This is a genomic window from Rhizobium johnstonii 3841 (assembly GCF_000009265.1).
GTDB lineage: Bacteria > Pseudomonadota > Alphaproteobacteria > Rhizobiales > Rhizobiaceae > Rhizobium > Rhizobium acaciae.
The window spans coordinates 783,321-799,166 of record NC_008380.1; the positions used below are offsets into that span (position 1 = coordinate 783,321).

The 15,846-nt window shown below is 61.2% G+C and carries 14 protein-coding genes; 13 read left to right on the top strand and 1 reads right to left on the bottom strand.

Annotated elements, in window-relative coordinates:
* Positions 1-36: 36 nt before the first annotated feature.
* The 9 genes from flhA to folD all read left to right on the top strand — a co-directional run bounded on the left by flhA (position 37) and on the right by folD (position 9,064).
* The gene (gene flhA, locus RL_RS03855) at positions 37-2,124 is read left to right on the top strand and encodes a flagellar biosynthesis protein FlhA (protein WP_011650491.1); all 2,088 of its coding nucleotides are present in this window, start codon (positions 37-39) and stop codon (positions 2,122-2,124) included.
* Positions 2,121-2,873: a flagellar biosynthetic protein FliR gene (locus tag RL_RS03860; RefSeq protein WP_003545568.1), complete on the top strand. Its 753-nt coding sequence runs from the start codon at positions 2,121-2,123 to the stop codon at positions 2,871-2,873. The genes flhA and RL_RS03860 overlap by 4 nt, the downstream gene beginning before the upstream one ends.
* Before the next feature lie 7 nt (positions 2,874-2,880).
* Positions 2,881-3,294 (top strand): hypothetical protein, encoded by a 414-nt coding sequence (locus tag RL_RS03865; protein WP_003545570.1) that lies wholly within the window; start codon positions 2,881-2,883, stop codon positions 3,292-3,294.
* Positions 3,295-3,326: 32 nt separating this feature from the next.
* Entirely contained in the window at positions 3,327-3,890 is a 564-nt protein-coding gene (locus RL_RS03870) for a rod-binding protein (RefSeq protein ID WP_011650492.1), read from the top strand.
* A 124-nt stretch (positions 3,891-4,014) separates the two neighbouring features.
* A complete protein-coding gene (locus RL_RS03875) occupies positions 4,015-4,380 on the top strand; it encodes a hypothetical protein (RefSeq protein WP_003545575.1) in 366 nt (121 codons plus the stop codon).
* On the top strand, positions 4,380-4,919 hold the full coding sequence (locus RL_RS03880; RefSeq protein ID WP_011650494.1) for a hypothetical protein: 540 nt from the start codon (positions 4,380-4,382) through the stop codon (positions 4,917-4,919). The genes RL_RS03875 and RL_RS03880 overlap by 1 nt, the downstream gene beginning before the upstream one ends.
* A gap of 291 nt (positions 4,920-5,210) precedes the next feature.
* Positions 5,211-6,050 carry a WecB/TagA/CpsF family glycosyltransferase gene (locus RL_RS03885; RefSeq protein WP_041936173.1) on the top strand — a complete coding sequence of 280 codons (840 nt, stop codon included), beginning with the start codon at positions 5,211-5,213 and terminating at the stop codon, positions 6,048-6,050.
* A gap of 221 nt (positions 6,051-6,271) precedes the next feature.
* Complete coding sequence (locus tag RL_RS03890) at positions 6,272-8,044, top strand: succinoglycan biosynthesis protein exop (protein WP_041936174.1); 1,773 nt, start codon at positions 6,272-6,274, stop codon at positions 8,042-8,044.
* Positions 8,045-8,164: 120 nt separating this feature from the next.
* Positions 8,165-9,064 (top strand): bifunctional methylenetetrahydrofolate dehydrogenase/methenyltetrahydrofolate cyclohydrolase FolD, encoded by a 900-nt coding sequence (gene folD, locus RL_RS03895; RefSeq protein WP_011650497.1) that lies wholly within the window; start codon positions 8,165-8,167, stop codon positions 9,062-9,064.
* Positions 9,065-9,077: 13 nt separating this feature from the next.
* Here folD and RL_RS03900 read toward each other — a convergent pair whose 3' ends face one another.
* Positions 9,078-10,103: a LacI family DNA-binding transcriptional regulator gene (locus RL_RS03900; protein WP_011650498.1), complete on the bottom strand. Its 1,026-nt coding sequence runs from the start codon at positions 10,101-10,103 to the stop codon at positions 9,078-9,080.
* 309 nt (positions 10,104-10,412) lie between these two features.
* Between RL_RS03900 and RL_RS03905 the strand changes: the two genes are divergently transcribed.
* The 4 genes from RL_RS03905 to RL_RS03920 all read left to right on the top strand — a co-directional run bounded on the left by RL_RS03905 (position 10,413) and on the right by RL_RS03920 (position 15,829).
* Positions 10,413-11,774 (top strand): ABC transporter substrate-binding protein, encoded by a 1,362-nt coding sequence (locus RL_RS03905; RefSeq protein WP_011650499.1) that lies wholly within the window; start codon positions 10,413-10,415, stop codon positions 11,772-11,774.
* A gap of 189 nt (positions 11,775-11,963) precedes the next feature.
* Positions 11,964-12,977, top strand: coding sequence for a carbohydrate ABC transporter permease (locus tag RL_RS03910; protein ID WP_011650500.1), 1,014 nt, complete (start codon positions 11,964-11,966; stop codon positions 12,975-12,977).
* 1 nt (position 12,978) lies between these two features.
* On the top strand, positions 12,979-14,142 hold the full coding sequence (locus RL_RS03915) for a carbohydrate ABC transporter permease (protein WP_011650501.1): 1,164 nt from the start codon (positions 12,979-12,981) through the stop codon (positions 14,140-14,142).
* A 34-nt stretch (positions 14,143-14,176) separates the two neighbouring features.
* Positions 14,177-15,829 carry an alpha-glucosidase gene (locus tag RL_RS03920; RefSeq protein WP_011650502.1) on the top strand — a complete coding sequence of 551 codons (1,653 nt, stop codon included), beginning with the start codon at positions 14,177-14,179 and terminating at the stop codon, positions 15,827-15,829.
* Positions 15,830-15,846: the final 17 nt, after the last annotated feature.

Consider the following 15,846-nt stretch of genomic DNA (forward strand, 5'->3'; position numbering starts at 1 on the left):
CGTGTCCGCCTCCTCTCATGAAGAGACGGAATCGTCATGGCGCAACCACCTGCACTCCCCATTCCAAAAGTCGCCCCGAGCCTGCGCGATGTCGGTTTTGCCCTCGGCATCATCGGTATCATCTGCATCCTCTTCCTGCCGATCCCGCCGTTCCTGATCGATATGGGACTGGCCTTCTCGATCGCCTTCTCGGTGCTGATCCTGATGGTCGCGCTGTGGATCCAGAAACCGCTGGATTTCTCGTCTTTCCCGACCATTTTGCTGATCGCGACGATGACCCGGCTGGCGCTGAACATCGCGACGACACGCGTGATCCTTTCGCATGGCCATGAGGGCCACGATGCGGCAGGCGGCGTCATCGCCGGTTTCGCAAGCCTGGTGATGTCCGGCGACTTCGTCATCGGTCTGATCGTCTTCCTGATCCTCATCACCATCAACTTCATCGTCATCACCAAGGGCGCCACGCGTATCGCCGAAGTCGGCGCGCGTTTCACCCTGGACGCCATCCCCGGCAAGCAGATGTCGATCGACGCCGATCTCTCGGCCGGCATCATCGACGAGAGGGAAGCCCAGCGCCGGCGCAGGGAACTCGAGGAGGAAAGCTCCTTCTTCGGTGCGATGGACGGTGCGTCGAAGTTCGTGCGCGGCGATGCCGTCGCCGGCCTGATCATCACCTGCATCAACATTTTCGGCGGCATCATCATCGGCTATTTCCGCCACGGCATGCCGATCGGCGAAGCCGCTGACGTCTTCGTCAAGCTCTCGGTCGGCGACGGCCTCGTCGCACAGATGCCGGCTCTCATCGTCTCGCTGGCCGCCGGCCTTCTCGTCTCTCGCGGCGGCACCACCGGCTCCACCGACCAGGCGGTCGTCAACCAGTTGAGCGGTTATCCGCGTGCGCTTTCCGTCTCGGCGGTGCTGATGTTCATCCTGGCCTTGATGCCGGGTCTGCCGTTTGTGCCCTTCGTGGTCCTCGGCGGTCTTCTCGCCTTCGGCGCCTGGTTCATCCCACGTCAGGTCGAGGCAGAGAACATGCTTCGCCGCGAGCAGGAAGAAAAGAAGGTCGTCCAGAACAAGGAACTGGAAAAGGATTCGGTCAAGGCAGTGCTGCGCACCTCCGAAATCGAGCTCGCACTCGGCAAGATGGTCTCGACGCGCCTGCTCGGCGCCCACCAGGAGCTCGCCTTCCGCGTCGGCAAGATGCGCAAGAAGTTCGCCACCCAATACGGCTTCGTCGTGCCCGAGATCAAGGTGACCGACGATATCGCCATCGCCGAGAAGTCCTATCAGATCCGTATCCACGGCACGACCGTCGCTTCCAACCTGCTGCGCGTCGGCGAAGTCCTCGTCGTTACCGGCGCCGGCCGCCGGCCGAGCATTCCCGGCGACGAAATCCGCGAACCCGCTTTCGGCATGCCTGCCGTCTCGATCCTCGAAAACTTCGCCGACGATCTGAAACGCGAGGGCTTCCAGCCGATCGACAATGTCTCCGTCGTGCTGACCCATATGAGCGAGGTCATCCGCAACAACCTGCCGCAGCTGCTGTCCTACAAGGACGTCAAGGTGCTGATCGATCGGCTCGACCCCGAATACAAGAAGCTCGCTGACGAGATCTGCTCGTCGCACATGTCCTATTCCGGCCTGCAGGCAGTGTTGAAGCTGCTGCTTGCCGAACGTGTCTCGATCCGCAACCTGCACCTCATTCTCGAGGCGGTGGCCGAGCTCGCTCCGCATGTCAGGAAGACCGAGCAGATCGTCGAGCATGTCCGCATCCGCATGGCCCAGCAGCTTTGCGGCGATCTCGCCGACAACGGCGTGCTGCGCGTGCTGCGGCTGGGCAGCAAATGGGATCTGGCTTTCCACCAGGCGCTGAAGCGCGACGCCAAGGGCGAGGTGATCGAATTCGACATCGATCCGCGCAGCCTGGAGGAGTTCAGCGAACAGGCCACCAAAGTTATCCGTGAGTTCATGGATCGCGGCCTGCCATTCGCCCTTGTCACGTCGCCGGAAACACGCTCCTATGTGCGCATGATCATCGAGAGGCTGTTCGCCACGCTCCCGATCCTGTCGCATGTCGAACTGGCCAAGGGCATCGAGATAAAGATTTTGGGCTCTATTTCATGATAACAGACCCGCAAGGGACCGTTCTCGCGCTGTTTCTGGTTTTCTGCCGGATCGGTGGCTGTGTGCTGGCTCTTCCGGGTTTTTCCTCGGCGCGCGTGCCCCAACAGCTGCGCGTCTTCATCGCCGGCGCGCTCTCGATCGCCGTCATGCCGTTGCTCTGGGATACCGTCTATCCGGCCGTTCACACCGGTGCCGGAACCTATATCGGCCTGATCTTCAGCGAATCGCTGATCGGCGTGATGTATGGCATGCTGGCGAGGATCTACACGCTCGGCATGCAGTTCGCCGCCTCGATCACCGCCATGATGGTCGGCTACACCCAGCCGGGTTCCGCCGACATCCTCGAAGACACGCCGGAGACCAGCCTGTCGGCCTTTATCACCTTTGCCGGCATGATGATCCTCTTCATCATGGATTTCCATCACATCGTCTTCCGCGCGCTGATCGATTCCTATACGACCATGCCCTTCGGCGGCCTGATGCAGATGCGCGCGACGCTGATCTCCTTTACCGATACGCTGGAGCAGACCACCTACATCATGCTGCGGCTGTCGAGTCCGTTTTTGATCTATGGCCTGATCTTCAACGTCTCGATCGGTTTCATCAACAAGCTGGCGCCGCAGATCCCGGTCTACTTCATCTCCACGCCCTATCTGCTGATGGGCGGGCTCTTCCTGATCTATTTCTCGATTGCGGCGATGGTCAGCCAGTTCGGCCAGTCCTTCGGCTCGATCTATATCGGGCGATGAGGCTGATATGATCGAAAAGAAGCGCTCCCAGAAGCTCAAGCGGCTGCTCTCGGTGCAGCGGCATATCGAAAGAATGGCCGAGAACGACCTGGCCGAAACCAGCCGTCAGCGTGTCGAGGTCAATGTGGCGATGGACGACGTCATCCTCGCGCTCGGCTCGATGGACCCCGTCCACCACGCCTTTTCGCAGAATTACGCCGACCGATTCGGCAGGCTCACCATCAAGGACCAGCAGCTGACCGGCATGCAGCAGATCCACGAGATGCGGCTGACGCGCGAGCGCGCCAAGGGCGACCGCCTCGAAGACGGCATGAAGGAAGCCCTGGAAGTCGAGCGCCGCGAGGCCGATGACAATGCCGTCTACGATGTCATCGATCAGCAATTCGCAACGCCAGCCTCCAGCAAGCTTCAAAAACCATAGTCGTTACGATCTTAAATTCAGAGGATTGTAACGTGGCTATTTCGCCCCCCAGTGATCTGGTCCTGGACGTTGTCAAAGCTGCCGACCCCATGGAGGTCCAGGCGGCCCAAGAAAAGTTGAAGGCAAATCGTGCGGCCTTTGCCGCAACGAGCCTCGCCGAGAATGGCAAGGGCTTCTCCAATACGGTCGACGTTCTCGATCATGTCGGCCAGAAGAGCGGCCTCGCCAACATCCAGAACCGCACCAAGACCGAGGAAGTTCCGGAAAGCTACCGGAAGTTCGAGGCCATGGTCCTGCAGAATTTCGTCAAGTCCATGCTGCCGAACGAAAGCGAAGACGTCTACGGCAAGGGCGCGACCGGCGATATCTGGAAAGGCATGATGGCAGAACAGCTCGGCAACGTCATGGCCAAGGGAGACGGCATCGGCATCGCCAAGCAGATGTACAGCGAGCAGTTGCGCCGCCAGGAAGGCAAGATCGTCAATGCCTCCACCGACGACGATGACCGCAACACTGCGCTCAGCATGATCGACGACTTCCAGCGCAAGACCTTTGGCACGCCGACGGCGGACGCCAAGGCTGATAGAACAGGATGATTTCAGGCCAACGGGCCGGAAATCTGAATCCTGTTCTAAATTATATAGTTAGAGCATGATGTCGTCCGAAAACCGATCACACTTTTCGGCATCATGCTCTAAGCGACGCATAATCGAGGGTACAATGGAAATAATTTCGAACGAATACAGGATCAAATCCGTTCTCGGACGCCTCGAAATGATCATCGACAATGAGAACACGCGGATCGGCAACGATCCGCAGTTCGATCTCAAGGTCTCCAATGCGCATAAGAGCCGCTGCCTCTACGAGCTGTCGATGCTTTTCCGCGATACCGATCCGGCCGAGCTTGCCGCTGCCCATCTCGATCAGCTGCACGGCCTGAAGAAGAAGCTGGTTCTCAATGCCCGTCGCGTCGAGGCGCATCTCGAAGCGGTTCGCGCTGTCGCCGACCTGCTGAAGAACGCAGTTCAGGACGCCGACGCCGACGGCACCTATTCCCAGGAACAATTCGCCGCGCGTGGAAACTGATGATCAAGCTCGTCCTCACCGGTATCTGGGTTTGCGCCATCACCTTGGCATCGGTCTATTTCTCGGTGTACCTGGCGACCGCGCCGGCGCCCGCAGCAACGGATTCCAAGCAGAGTGCGCTTGAACTGGTGAAGGGCGAAACGATCACGGTGCCGATCATCGGCAACGGTGCGATCACCGGCTATTTCCTCGGCCGCGTTTCGTTCATGATGAACAAGGACATGCTGAAAGGCGTGACGTTGCCGCTGAGCGAGATGACGACGGACGAGCTTTTCAGCCTGCTGGTCGGCAACAAGATGGTCGATATCGCCCATATCAAATCCTTCGATCCGAAGGCTTTCCGCGAAGAGATCAAGAAGGGCATGAACGAGCGCCTCGGCGGCGAATACGTCGCCGACGTGATGCTGGAGCAGCTCGACTATCTCTCCAAGGAAGAGGTCAAGGAAAGCTCCGCCGGTCAGCCGAAGAAGGTGGGCACACCCGTCAAGATCGTCGAGACCGCCCCGGCCACCGAAGCACCGGCGCCAGCCGCCCACTAGACATTATCAGATCAGCAACGACAAACGGCGCCCGAGGGCGCCGTTTGTCGTTGGCTCGTGTGGTTAATAAACCACTTATACGAGCATGGAAATTCAAGGAATTTTCCTAAGGGTTGTTTGAAACCGTCCTGTTATATCAGGTGCCACAGCTTGGCATGCGCCGCTTATCCGGGATCGGAGCGACGCCCACCTGGCGGGACGCGACCGGTCCTTTCGAGGCATCTGGTGCGGAAATATGGGCTTGTTTTCCGGGATGTCGGGCGCATGCAGCACCCTCGGCAGGAGGTAGGAATGAATCTGATTGCAAACTTCGCGGTGCTCGCATCGCGGCGGACGATCTTCGATCTGCCGGTCTGCGATCTCGGCTGGGACGACGCCCTCGTTTTCATCAACGAGCTGGCCTCCATTCCGGTCGGCCAGACCGTGGTTTGCTTCGTCAACGCCCACAACATGCTGACCGCGCTGCACGACGACGAATATTACCGGATCATGTCGCACAATCTGGTGCTGCCCGATGGCATCGGCCTCAACATTGCATCGCAGATCGCCCATGGCGCGCCGTTTCCGGCCAATCTGAACGGCACGGATTTCGTACCGGCCTTCCTGACCTTCATGGAGGTTCCGCGCCGCATCGGCCTCATCGGTGGCAAGCGCTCGGTCGTCGAGGCGGCGGCGGAAAATTTTCGCAGGCACACGCCCTGGCACGAATTCGTCGTCGTTTCCGACGGCTACTTCGACAAGGTCGATCCCACTGATGTCATTGAGGAACTCGAGCGCCAGAAGGTCGACATCCTGATCGTCGGCATGGGGACGCCGCTGCAGGAGAAATGGGTTCACAACAATATCCGCTCCGATCATGCGCGTCTGGTGCTGACGGTGGGCGCTCTCTTCGACTTCGTCTCCGGCGCCGTCCCACGCGCGCCGAGGACGGTGCGGATGATGCGCCTGGAATGGGCCTATCGCCTGCTGCAGGAGCCGACGCGCCTCTGGCGCCGTTACGTCATCGGAATCCCGGTCTTCCTCTTCCATGTCCTGCGCTACCGCTTCCGCCGGCGCGAAAGGATCCTCAGCCATCCGGAAGAGCACGGCAGCGCGCTGCAGCCGCACTCGGATCGTAAGAAGGCAGGCTGACCTACCGCGCCGCGCGTCTTTTCAGTCGCGCAAAGAACGCTGCAGCATCTTAAATTGCCGCATAATTTTGTCCTCAAATCGTTTCCGATTTGAGGAATTATGCTTAGTTCTTGCCTGCAGTGGTTAACCATTTCTTTGCCATGAATATTTAGAGTGGCTTAATCATCTGCATCCGTGCGGATGAGCGAACTCGGCCATCATGTGCATGAGATGTGGCGCAAATGTACGATATCAGGGCCAGAAACAGCTTCCAGGATCGCGCAGCCGCAGGGCCGCGTGCTCATGAGGATACCTATGGGGTGTCCCGGTCGAACCGGCCGGATATCGCGCCGCCCGAAGCCGAGTTGCTGCGCGCCATCGGCCGCGCGCTGGAAGAACAGCGCGGAAGAACGGCGCGCACCGCACCGCTGGTCGACCGCATCGAAACCATCCTTGGCAACCGCCTCCGGGCCGCCAACGACGTCGGCCATCCGCTTCCTCAGGAGCCGGCGGACGATGAAGAGCTAATTGTTCCGGCCGACGAGCCGATGATCTCACCCGAACCGCTCGCCGCGGTCCCTGAAGGACCCGCCGCACCCCGGCCGGTAGCGCCGCGGCGTCGGGCGAGCGGGATCGGCCTTGCGATGATGGTGGTCGCCGCGACGATCATCGGCGCGGGCTTGCCGGCGCTGATGTCAGCTTCGCCGGCCCTCTACCGTGCCGAGGCGACGCTTGCGGTGAAGAGCGATGCCGCAAGCCGCGCTGGCCTCACCAAGGCCGCCGCGAAAGGACTGCTGTCGGCGAGGGTGGTTGCTTCGACGGTCGCCGCCCTGAAACTCGATCATGATTCCGAATTTGCCGGCGCCAGCGCCAATGCGCTCGGCGTCGCTCTCGATCTTCTTTCGGCGACCGGTGCTGCTGCCGATCCGGCCTCGCGCGCCGAGGCGACGCTGAAACATGCGGTCGAGATACTGCCCGATGCCGCCGCCGGCACCATCCTCGTCAGGGTGACGACCGGCGACAGCGGCAAATCCATGCGCATCGCCGCAAGGCTTGCCGAAGCGGTTTCCGCGGCAGACGGAACCGGCGGCAACGTCGAGACCGATACCGCCTTGCGTAAAGCCTATGACGAGATGAAAGCGGAGCTTGCCGCCTTCACCGCGAAGAGCGGCGAGGGCAACGTCAAGGTGGCGATCGATCTTCGCCGCCAGATCGACCGGCTCGATGCCGATTTGAAGGCCGCCGACCAGAACATCCTTGCCGCCAAGGCGCAGGCCGACCGGCTCAAGGCCGCAAAACTTGCCGAAGTGCTCGACGGTTCGCTCCCCTCCGATATGCTCTCGCCGGCGCTGCAGGACTGGCGCGACAAATATGCCGTCGCCAAAACGACGCTTGCGCAGCTTTCGGCCGAACTCGGCCCGCGCCATCCGCGCCTCTTGCAGCAGCAGGCCGAAACGGACGGTCTGAAGGAGAATATGGGCAAGGAGCTTACCCGTCTTGCCCAGACTGCCAACCTCACTGCCAAGGCCGCCGTCGAGGCGCGCAAGGGCCTGAACGATCGCCGCAACACGCTGATCGCCCAGAGCCGGGACACCGGCGTCGATTTGTCACGCCTGACCGAACTCAGCGAAAAGACGAATGCCGCCCGCTCTCGCCTCGAAGAGGCGACGTCCGCAGCGGTGGAAACGGCCGCCAACGGTGGTATCGTTCTCCTGAAGCCGGCGTTGGCAACCGCAGTATCGGGAAGCGATGGTCTGATCGGCCGCGCGCTGGCCGGTGCCGCGGCTGGCCTTGCGATCGGCCTTGCCGCGGCTTTCCTGCTCCGGCTGCGTAGGCCTGTCGCCAGTTCCACAGCGGAAAGAATGCCCGTATCCCGGCCGCAGGCCCCACTGCCCTCGATGCCTGTGCCGGCCCCCGCGCCGGTCGACGAAATGGAGCTGCTGCGCTCCGAAATCTCCGGCCTGCGTGACCGGCTTCGTGTTCATGCGCTCGAAGTGCGGCAGCCGCTGCGCTGAACGAACATTTCCTTGCAAGCTTGCTATTGCATTGCCGCTTTCCGACAGGATAGGGCGTTAGCGGGCAATTGACGCTCGCCGAGTATCCATAGATTGACGCGAAACAGGGCGGAGAGACGCGTGACGACAGTAATCGACGGAAAGAACGTAGCTGCATCGGTCATTCAGACGGTCAAGAGTGCGACGGCGGCGCTGGAAAAGAGCAGCGGCGTCACCACTGGCCTTGCGGTCGTCATCGTCGGCGACGACCCGGCAAGCCACGCCTATGTCGGCTCCAAGGGCCGCATGGCCAAGGAGTGCGGCTTCAAGTCCGTTCAGCATACGCTGCCGGCTGACACGAAGCAGGAGGATCTGGCAGCTCTCGTCGCTGCCCTCAACGCCGATCCGTCGATCCACGGCATTCTGGTGCAACTGCCCTTGCCGAAGCCGCTCGACAGCGAGGCGATCATCCAGTCGATCCTGCCGGAAAAGGATGTCGACGGCCTGAGCGTCGTCAATGCCGGCAAGCTCGCCACCGGCGACCTGAAGACCGGACTGGTCTCCTGCACCCCGGCCGGCGCCATGGTCTTCGTCCGCCGCACCCATGGCGAGGATCTCTCCGGCCTCAACGCCGTCGTCATCGGCCGCTCCAACCTGTTCGGCAAGCCGATGGCGCAATTGCTGCTCAACGCCAATGCGACGGTGACGATTGCGCATTCCAGGACCAAAAATCTCGCCGAGGTCTGCCGCAACGCTGATATCCTGGTGGCCGCCGTCGGCCGGCCGGAGATGGTCAGGGCCGATTGGGTCAAGCCCGGTGCGACAGTCATCGACGTCGGCATCAACCGGGTGGCAGCCCCCGAAACAGGCGAGGGCAAGACCCGGCTCGTCGGCGACGTCGCCTTCGAGGAGGTCTCGGCGGTCGCCAGCACCATCACTCCGGTTCCCGGCGGCGTCGGGCCGATGACCATCGCCATGCTGATGGCCAACACGGTCATTGCCGCCCACCGTACCGCGGGGCAGACACCGCCGCAGTTTTGAACCAGGAAAGGCTCTAGGCCTGGGGAACGGGACCGGTCGAGGCTCTGACGATCAGCTCTGTCTTCCAGAGCTCCTGGTCGGGGAAGGGGCCGGCCTGCTTCACCGTGCCGATTAGCCGTTGCGCGATGCGAACGCCCGCCGCCCGCAGTGAAGAGCGCGTCGTCGTCAGCGGCACGGAAAAGCTTTCCGGTTTCAGCAGCGGCAGCACGTCGTCATGGGCGATCAGCGAGATATCCTCACCGAGCCGCAATCCGGCTTGGTTGACCGCGCGGATCGCGCCAAGCGCCAGCACCGTGCTGGAGCAGAGGATCGCCGTCGGCCGCTCCGGCAATTGCAGGAAATGTTCCATCGCCAGCAGGCCTTGTTCGTCCGTCATCAGCGCGTGGCTCGTGCAGCCATCCTCGAGCGTGAGCCCGCGCTCGGCAAGGGCCGATATGACGCCGTTCTTCCTGCGGATGGCGAAATCGAGATGCATCGGTCCGTTCATCAGCGCAAAGCGCGTATGACCGAGCTGCAGCAAGAGCCGCGTTGCATCGTAGAAGGCGCCTTCATTGTCGATGTCGAGATAGGGATAGTCCGGCTCCGAACCGAAGGACCGGCCGTGTACGACATAAGGCATCGAGAGCGATTTCAGCATGGCGAGCCGCGGGTCGTGGCCGCGCATATAGGCGACGAACAGGGCATCGACATTGCCGCTGATCGCAAGGCGGCGCAGCGCCGCCACCTCGTCATCCGGGTCGGCCGGCATGATGACGAAGTGGAAATCGTGGCGCACGGCCTCTTCGCCGAGCCCGGCCAGGAATTCACCGAAATGCACGTCGGACTGGTGGCCGGGCGCCGTCGGCATGACGAGGCCGATCGAGCCTGCCTTGCCGGTCGCAAGCCGCTGCGCCGCCTTGTTCGGCCGGTATCCGGTCTCCTTGACAGCCTGGAGCACACGCTCCCGGGTCGCCTCATTGACCTCGGGATAGCCGTTGAGCGCCCGGCTCACCGTCGTCTGCGACAGCCCCAGCAATTCCGATAGCTGTTTGAGATTCACCTGCTATGCTTCCTCCCGGCCCCGCCCGTCTGCCGTCTTGAAAAGGCCTGCCGCCTCCCAGTGGCATCCAAAGCGCTTTCAATTGTGTATCATGTGGCGCGCTTGACTCAAGAAAAATCGCTCCATATTTCCCGATAGGCGCTATTGCGCCGCGATATGCCGCTATATCTGGTGTGTTCACAGCGGGTTTTCGCGAATTGACTTGACTCCATTCCACCGAAAGTGGAATGAGTTGGGGGTCAAAGCGCTTTGAAATTTCCTTATTGAGGGAATTCGGCGCGGTTGGGATTGTGATGGGAGGTTGATCACATGAAAAAGTCATTTTTGATGGGCGTTGCCGTGGCAGCGCTTTTTGCCGGTGCTGCGTCCGCGGCCGATTTGAAATTTGCCCCGGGACAGGATTCCAAGTTCAACTGGAAGAGCTATGACGAGTTCAAGGCTGCTCATGCCGATCTGAAGGGTCAGCCGCTGACGATCTTCGGGCCGTGGCGCGGCGAGGACGAGGCGTTCTTCATGAGCGTGCTTGCCTATTTCACCGAAGCCACCGGCATCGATGCCAAATACTCCTCTTCCGAAAACTACGAACAGCAGATTGTCATCGACACGCAGGCGGGCTCGCCGCCGAACATTGCCGTTCTGCCGCAGCCTGGCCTTCTGGCCGATCTCGCCAGCAAGGGCTTTCTGACGCCGCTCGGCGATGACAACTCCAAGTGGATCAAGGACAATTACGGCGCCGGCGACAGCTGGGTCGGTTACGGCACCTACAAGGGCAAGGACGGCAAGGAAGCCTTCTACGCCTTCCCCTATAAGGCCGACGTAAAATCGCTGGTCTGGTACGTTCCGGAGAATTTCGAGGAAGCCGGTTACAAGATCCCGACGACCATGGAAGAGCTGCATGCCCTGACCGACCAGATCGTCAAGGACGGCGGCGTTCCCTGGTGCATCGGTCTCGGTTCCGGCGGCGCCACCGGCTGGCCGGCGACCGACTGGGTCGAGGACATCATGCTGCGCATGCAGCCGCCGGAAGCCTACGACAAGTGGACGACCAACGAGCTGAAGTTCACCGATCCGGCCGTCGTCGCCGCGATCGACGAGTTCGGCAAGTTCGCCAAGAACGCGAAATACGTCGATGGCGGCGTCGCAGCCGTGGCCTCGACCGATTTCCGCGACAGCCCGAAGGGCCTCTTCGCGGTTCCGCCGAAGTGCTACATGCACCATCAGGCCTCGTTCATCCCGTCCTTCTTCCCTGAAGGCACGAAGCTCGGTCAGGATGCCGACTTCTTCTACATGCCGACCTTTGCTTCGCATCCCGAACTCGGCAAGCCGGTTCTCGGCGCCGGCACGCTCGTCTCGATCGCCAAGGACTCGAAGGCTGCTCGCGCTTTCATCGACTTCCTGAAGACCCCGATCGCGCATGAGGTCTGGATGGCGCAGTCGAGCTTCCTGACGCCGTATAAGAGCGTCAGCACCGAGGCCTATGCCAACCCGCAGATGAAGAAGGAAGGCGATATCCTGACCTCCGCCACCACCTTCCGCTTCGACGGTTCCGACCTGATGCCGGGCAAGATCGGCGCCGGCGCCTTCTGGACCGGCATGGTCGATTTCGTCGGCGGCAAGTCCGCTGAAGAGGCTGCAGGCGAAATCCAGAGCGCCTGGGACGGCATCAAGTAATCTTTCAAAATTATGCCGCCGGCTTGCCGGCGGCATGGCTTTGCATGACTGGCCGGACTCGCAAAGAGCCCGGCCATCGCAGGATATATTGTGATTGGGCAATACAAATAGATTGACGATGACCGGCGTTGACCGGTCAGAATAAAAACCGGTCGGAATAAGATCAGGGGAAGCAGGGGGAGGGACGAAATGCTGTCGCAGATAGTGTCCGCTTTAAGCGTCGTGGTCGTTGCCGTTGTCGCGTGCTCGGCCTATTTCTATTTTTCGAACAAGATCCTGGATCTCGCTCTGCCGGTGAAGGATGGTGACATCCGCGCCGCATCGCGCAATCTTAACCGACGTGCGCTTGTCCGGCCGTGGTTGTTCATCGGCCCGGCGCTCTTCCTGCTCATCGTCTATCTCGTCTATCCGGTTGTTGCGACCTTCATCCTCTCCTTCTACGACCGTGCCGGTCTGCAGTTCGTCGGCCTCGCCAACTACAAATGGGCGCTCGGCGACCGCGAATTCCGCCAGTCGATCTTCAACAACATTCTCTGGCTCGCCGTCGTGCCGGCTGCCTGCACTTTCTTCGGCCTCGTCATCGCCGTGATGACCGATCGCATCTGGTGGGGCAATATCGCCAAGAGCATCGTCTTCATGCCGATGGCGATCTCCTTCGTCGGCGCCTCGGTCATCTGGAAATTCATTTATGAATATCGCGGCGGCAACGACGTCCAGATCGGCCTGCTGAACGCCATCGTGCAGACCTTCGGTGGTACGCCGGAGGTGTGGATCTCCATTCCCTTCTGGAACAACTTCTTCTTGATGATCATTCTGATCTGGATCCAGACCGGTTTCGCCATGGTCATCCTGTCGGCCGCCCTTCGCGGCATCCCCGAGGAGACGATCGAAGCCGCCGTGATCGACGGCGCCAATGGCTGGCAGATCTTCTGGCGCATCATGGTGCCGCAGGTCTGGGGTTCCATCGCCGTCGTCTGGACGACGATCACCATCCTCGTCCTCAAGGTCTTCGACATCGTGCTGACGATGACCAACGGCCAGTGGCAGACGATGGTGCTAGCGAACCTGATGTTCGACTGGATGTTCCGCGGCGGCGGCGATTCCGGCCGAAGTGCGGTCATCGCCATCATCATCATGCTCGCCGTCACGCCGATCATGGTCTGGAACGTGCGCCGCGCCAATCGCGAACTGAAGGGGCACTGAGATGACCGCTATCGGAAGCTACTTCAAGATCGGCCCCGCCCGGCTCTTCGTTCATCTCGCCGTTCTGCTGATCGTCATCATCTGGCTCATCCCGACGCTCGGCATTTTCGTCAGCGCGCTTCGCGACAAGGACCAGATCGTTGTCTCCGGCTGGTGGACGGCCTTCGTCGGCTCGACGCAAACCGCCGCGGTCCGCCTCGGTACACCCGACCAGCAAAAGCAAGAGGGCGCCAGCTACGTCATCTCAGGCAATGTGCTGGAAGGCCAGACCGGTCGCGAGGTGAAGGCCTTCGGCAACCGCGTGCAGCAGCCGGCCGCCTTCAAGGCCGGTGAGACCGCCGATCTCGGCGACGGCGAAACTCTGCAGATCAATAGCGACGGCAGCTACCGCTATGTGAAGAACGCCGCCTTTTCGCCCGACCAACGCCCGCGGCGCATCTATGCATCCGTCTCCGCGCCGCCGGAATTCACGATGCAGAACTACAACACGGTTCTGACCAGCGAGGGCATCGGCCAATCCTTCATCAACTCGCTGACCGTGACGATTCCGGCGACGATCATCCCGATCCTGATTGCCGCTTTCGCCGCTTATGCCCTGAGCTGGATGGAGTTTCCCGGCCGCGGGCTGCTGATTGCGCTCGTCGTTGGCCTCATCGTCGTGCCACTGCAGATGTCGCTGATCCCGCTGCTGCGCCTCTACAACGAGATCGGCAACATCCTCGGCCAGCCGTCGAAGACCTATCCCGGCATCTGGTTGGCCCATACCGCTTTCGGCATGCCGCTCGCCATCTATCTCTTGCGGGCCTATATCGCCGGCCTGCCGAAGGAGATCATCGAATCCGCCCGCGTCGACGGCGCGAGTGATTTCGAGATCTTCGTCCGCATCGTTTTGCCTCTGTCCTTCCCGGCACTCGCCTCCTTCGCCATCTTCCAGTTCCTGTGGGTGTGGAACGACCTGCTCGTCGCCATGGTCTTCCTCGGCACCGACAAGGACCACATCGTGCTGACCGGCAGCCTGAACGCGCTGCTCGGCTCGCGCGGCGGCAATTGGGAGATTTTGACGGCGTCAGCCTTCGTCACCATCATCGTGCCGCTACTCGTCTTCTTCGGGCTGCAGCGTTATCTGGTGCGCGGTCTGCTGGCGGGATCGGTCAAGGGAGGCTGACCATTCCCGAACGTGACTTCAAACAGGATATTCCATGAACGTGGCTTCCCAATCGATCTCGACCCCTGACAAGGACTGGTGGCGCGGCGCGGTGATCTACCAGATCTACCCGCGCTCCTACCAGGATTCGAATGGCGACGGCATCGGCGACCTGAAGGGCATCACCGCCCGCCTGCCACATGTGGCAAGCCTTGGCGTCGATGCGATCTGGATCTCGCCCTTCTTCACCTCGCCGATGCGCGATTTCGGTTATGACGTCTCCGACTACGAGAATGTCGATTCGATCTTCGGCACGCTGGTGGATTTCGACACGATGATCGCCGAGGCTCATCGCCTCGGCATCCGCGTGATGATCGACCTCGTCATCTCTCACAGCTCGGATCAGCATCCCTGGTTCGTGCAAAGCCGCTCCAGCAAGACCAATGCCAAGGCCGACTGGTATGTCTGGGCCGACGCCAAGCCGGACGGTACGCCGCCGAACAACTGGCTGTCGATCTTCGGCGGCTCGGCATGGGCGTGGGATCCGACGCGCATGCAATATTACATGCACAATTTCCTGACTTCGCAGCCGGACATGAACCTGCATAATCCTGAGGTGCAGGACCGTCTGCTCGACGTGGTGCGCTTCTGGCTCAATCGCGGCGTCGACGGCTTCCGCCTCGACACCATCAATTTCTATTTCCATGACACGCAGCTGCGCGACAATCCGGCGCTCGCGCCCGAGCGCCGCAACGCCTCGACGGCGCCGGCGGTCAATCCCTATAATTTTCAGGAGCATATCTACGACAAGAACCGGCCCGAAAACCTTGCCTTTCTGAAGCGCTTTCGCGCCGTTCTCGAGGAGTTCCCGGCTATCGCCGCCGTCGGCGAAGTCGGCGATAGCCAGCGCGGCCTCGAAATCGTCGGCGAATACACCTCGGGCAACGACAAGATGCATATGTGCTATGCCTTCGAGTTCCTGGCGCCCGATCCGCTGACGCCGGAGCGCGTCGAGGAGGTGATGCAGGATTTCGAAGCCGCCGCACCCGATGGCTGGGCCTGCTGGGCCTTCTCCAATCACGACGTCATGCGCCATGTCAGCCGTTGGGGCGGGCTGGTCGCCGATCACGACGCCTTTGCCAAGCTTTATGCCTCGTTGCTGATGACGATGCGCGGCTCCGTCTGCCTCTATCAAGGCGAGGAACTGGCACTGACGGAAGCCGATCTCGCCTATCAGGATCTGCAGGATCCCTATGGCATCCAGTTCTGGCCGGAGTTCAAGGGCCGCGACGGCTGCCGCACGCCGATGGTCTGGGACAGCCAGGTCGCCCAGGGCGGCTTCTCGACGGTCAAGCCCTGGTTGCCGGTGCCGGTTGAGCATATCCTGCGTGCCGTCAGCGTCCAGCTGGGCGACGAGGCTTCCGTGCTGGAGCACTATCGCCGCTTCATCGCCTTCCGCAAGCTGCACCCGGCTTTTGCCAAGGGCGAGATCGAATTCGAGGAACAACAGGGCGATAGCCTGGTCTTCACCCGTGAATATGGCAATGAGAAACTGCTCTGCATCTTCAACATGAGCCCGGCCGAGGCCGCCGTCATTCTGCCTGCGGGAGAATGGCAGGCATTGACGGGCCACGGCTTTACCAGCAACAACTATGGCGACAAGATCGATATTCCGGCCTGGGGGGCGTATTTCGCCCGTCTTGCCTAGGAACTAAGGGGAGAGAG

Excerpts from the sequence above, each read along its gene's own strand:
- flhA (WP_011650491.1), top strand. The coding sequence starts at position 37 with ATGGCGCAACCACCTGCACTCCCCATTCCAAAAGTCGCCCCGAGCCTG.
- RL_RS03860 (WP_003545568.1), top strand. The coding sequence starts at position 2,121 with ATGATAACAGACCCGCAAGGGACCGTTCTCGCGCTGTTTCTGGTTTTC.
- RL_RS03865 (WP_003545570.1), top strand. The coding sequence starts at position 2,881 with ATGATCGAAAAGAAGCGCTCCCAGAAGCTCAAGCGGCTGCTCTCGGTG.
- RL_RS03875 (WP_003545575.1), top strand. The coding sequence starts at position 4,015 with ATGGAAATAATTTCGAACGAATACAGGATCAAATCCGTTCTCGGACGC.
- RL_RS03880 (WP_011650494.1), top strand. The coding sequence starts at position 4,380 with ATGATCAAGCTCGTCCTCACCGGTATCTGGGTTTGCGCCATCACCTTG.
- RL_RS03885 (WP_041936173.1), top strand. The coding sequence starts at position 5,211 with ATGAATCTGATTGCAAACTTCGCGGTGCTCGCATCGCGGCGGACGATC.
- RL_RS03890 (WP_041936174.1), top strand. The coding sequence starts at position 6,272 with ATGTACGATATCAGGGCCAGAAACAGCTTCCAGGATCGCGCAGCCGCA.
- RL_RS03905 (WP_011650499.1), top strand. The coding sequence starts at position 10,413 with ATGAAAAAGTCATTTTTGATGGGCGTTGCCGTGGCAGCGCTTTTTGCC.
- RL_RS03910 (WP_011650500.1), top strand. The coding sequence starts at position 11,964 with ATGCTGTCGCAGATAGTGTCCGCTTTAAGCGTCGTGGTCGTTGCCGTT.
- RL_RS03915 (WP_011650501.1), top strand. The coding sequence starts at position 12,979 with ATGACCGCTATCGGAAGCTACTTCAAGATCGGCCCCGCCCGGCTCTTC.
- RL_RS03920 (WP_011650502.1), top strand. The coding sequence starts at position 14,177 with ATGAACGTGGCTTCCCAATCGATCTCGACCCCTGACAAGGACTGGTGG.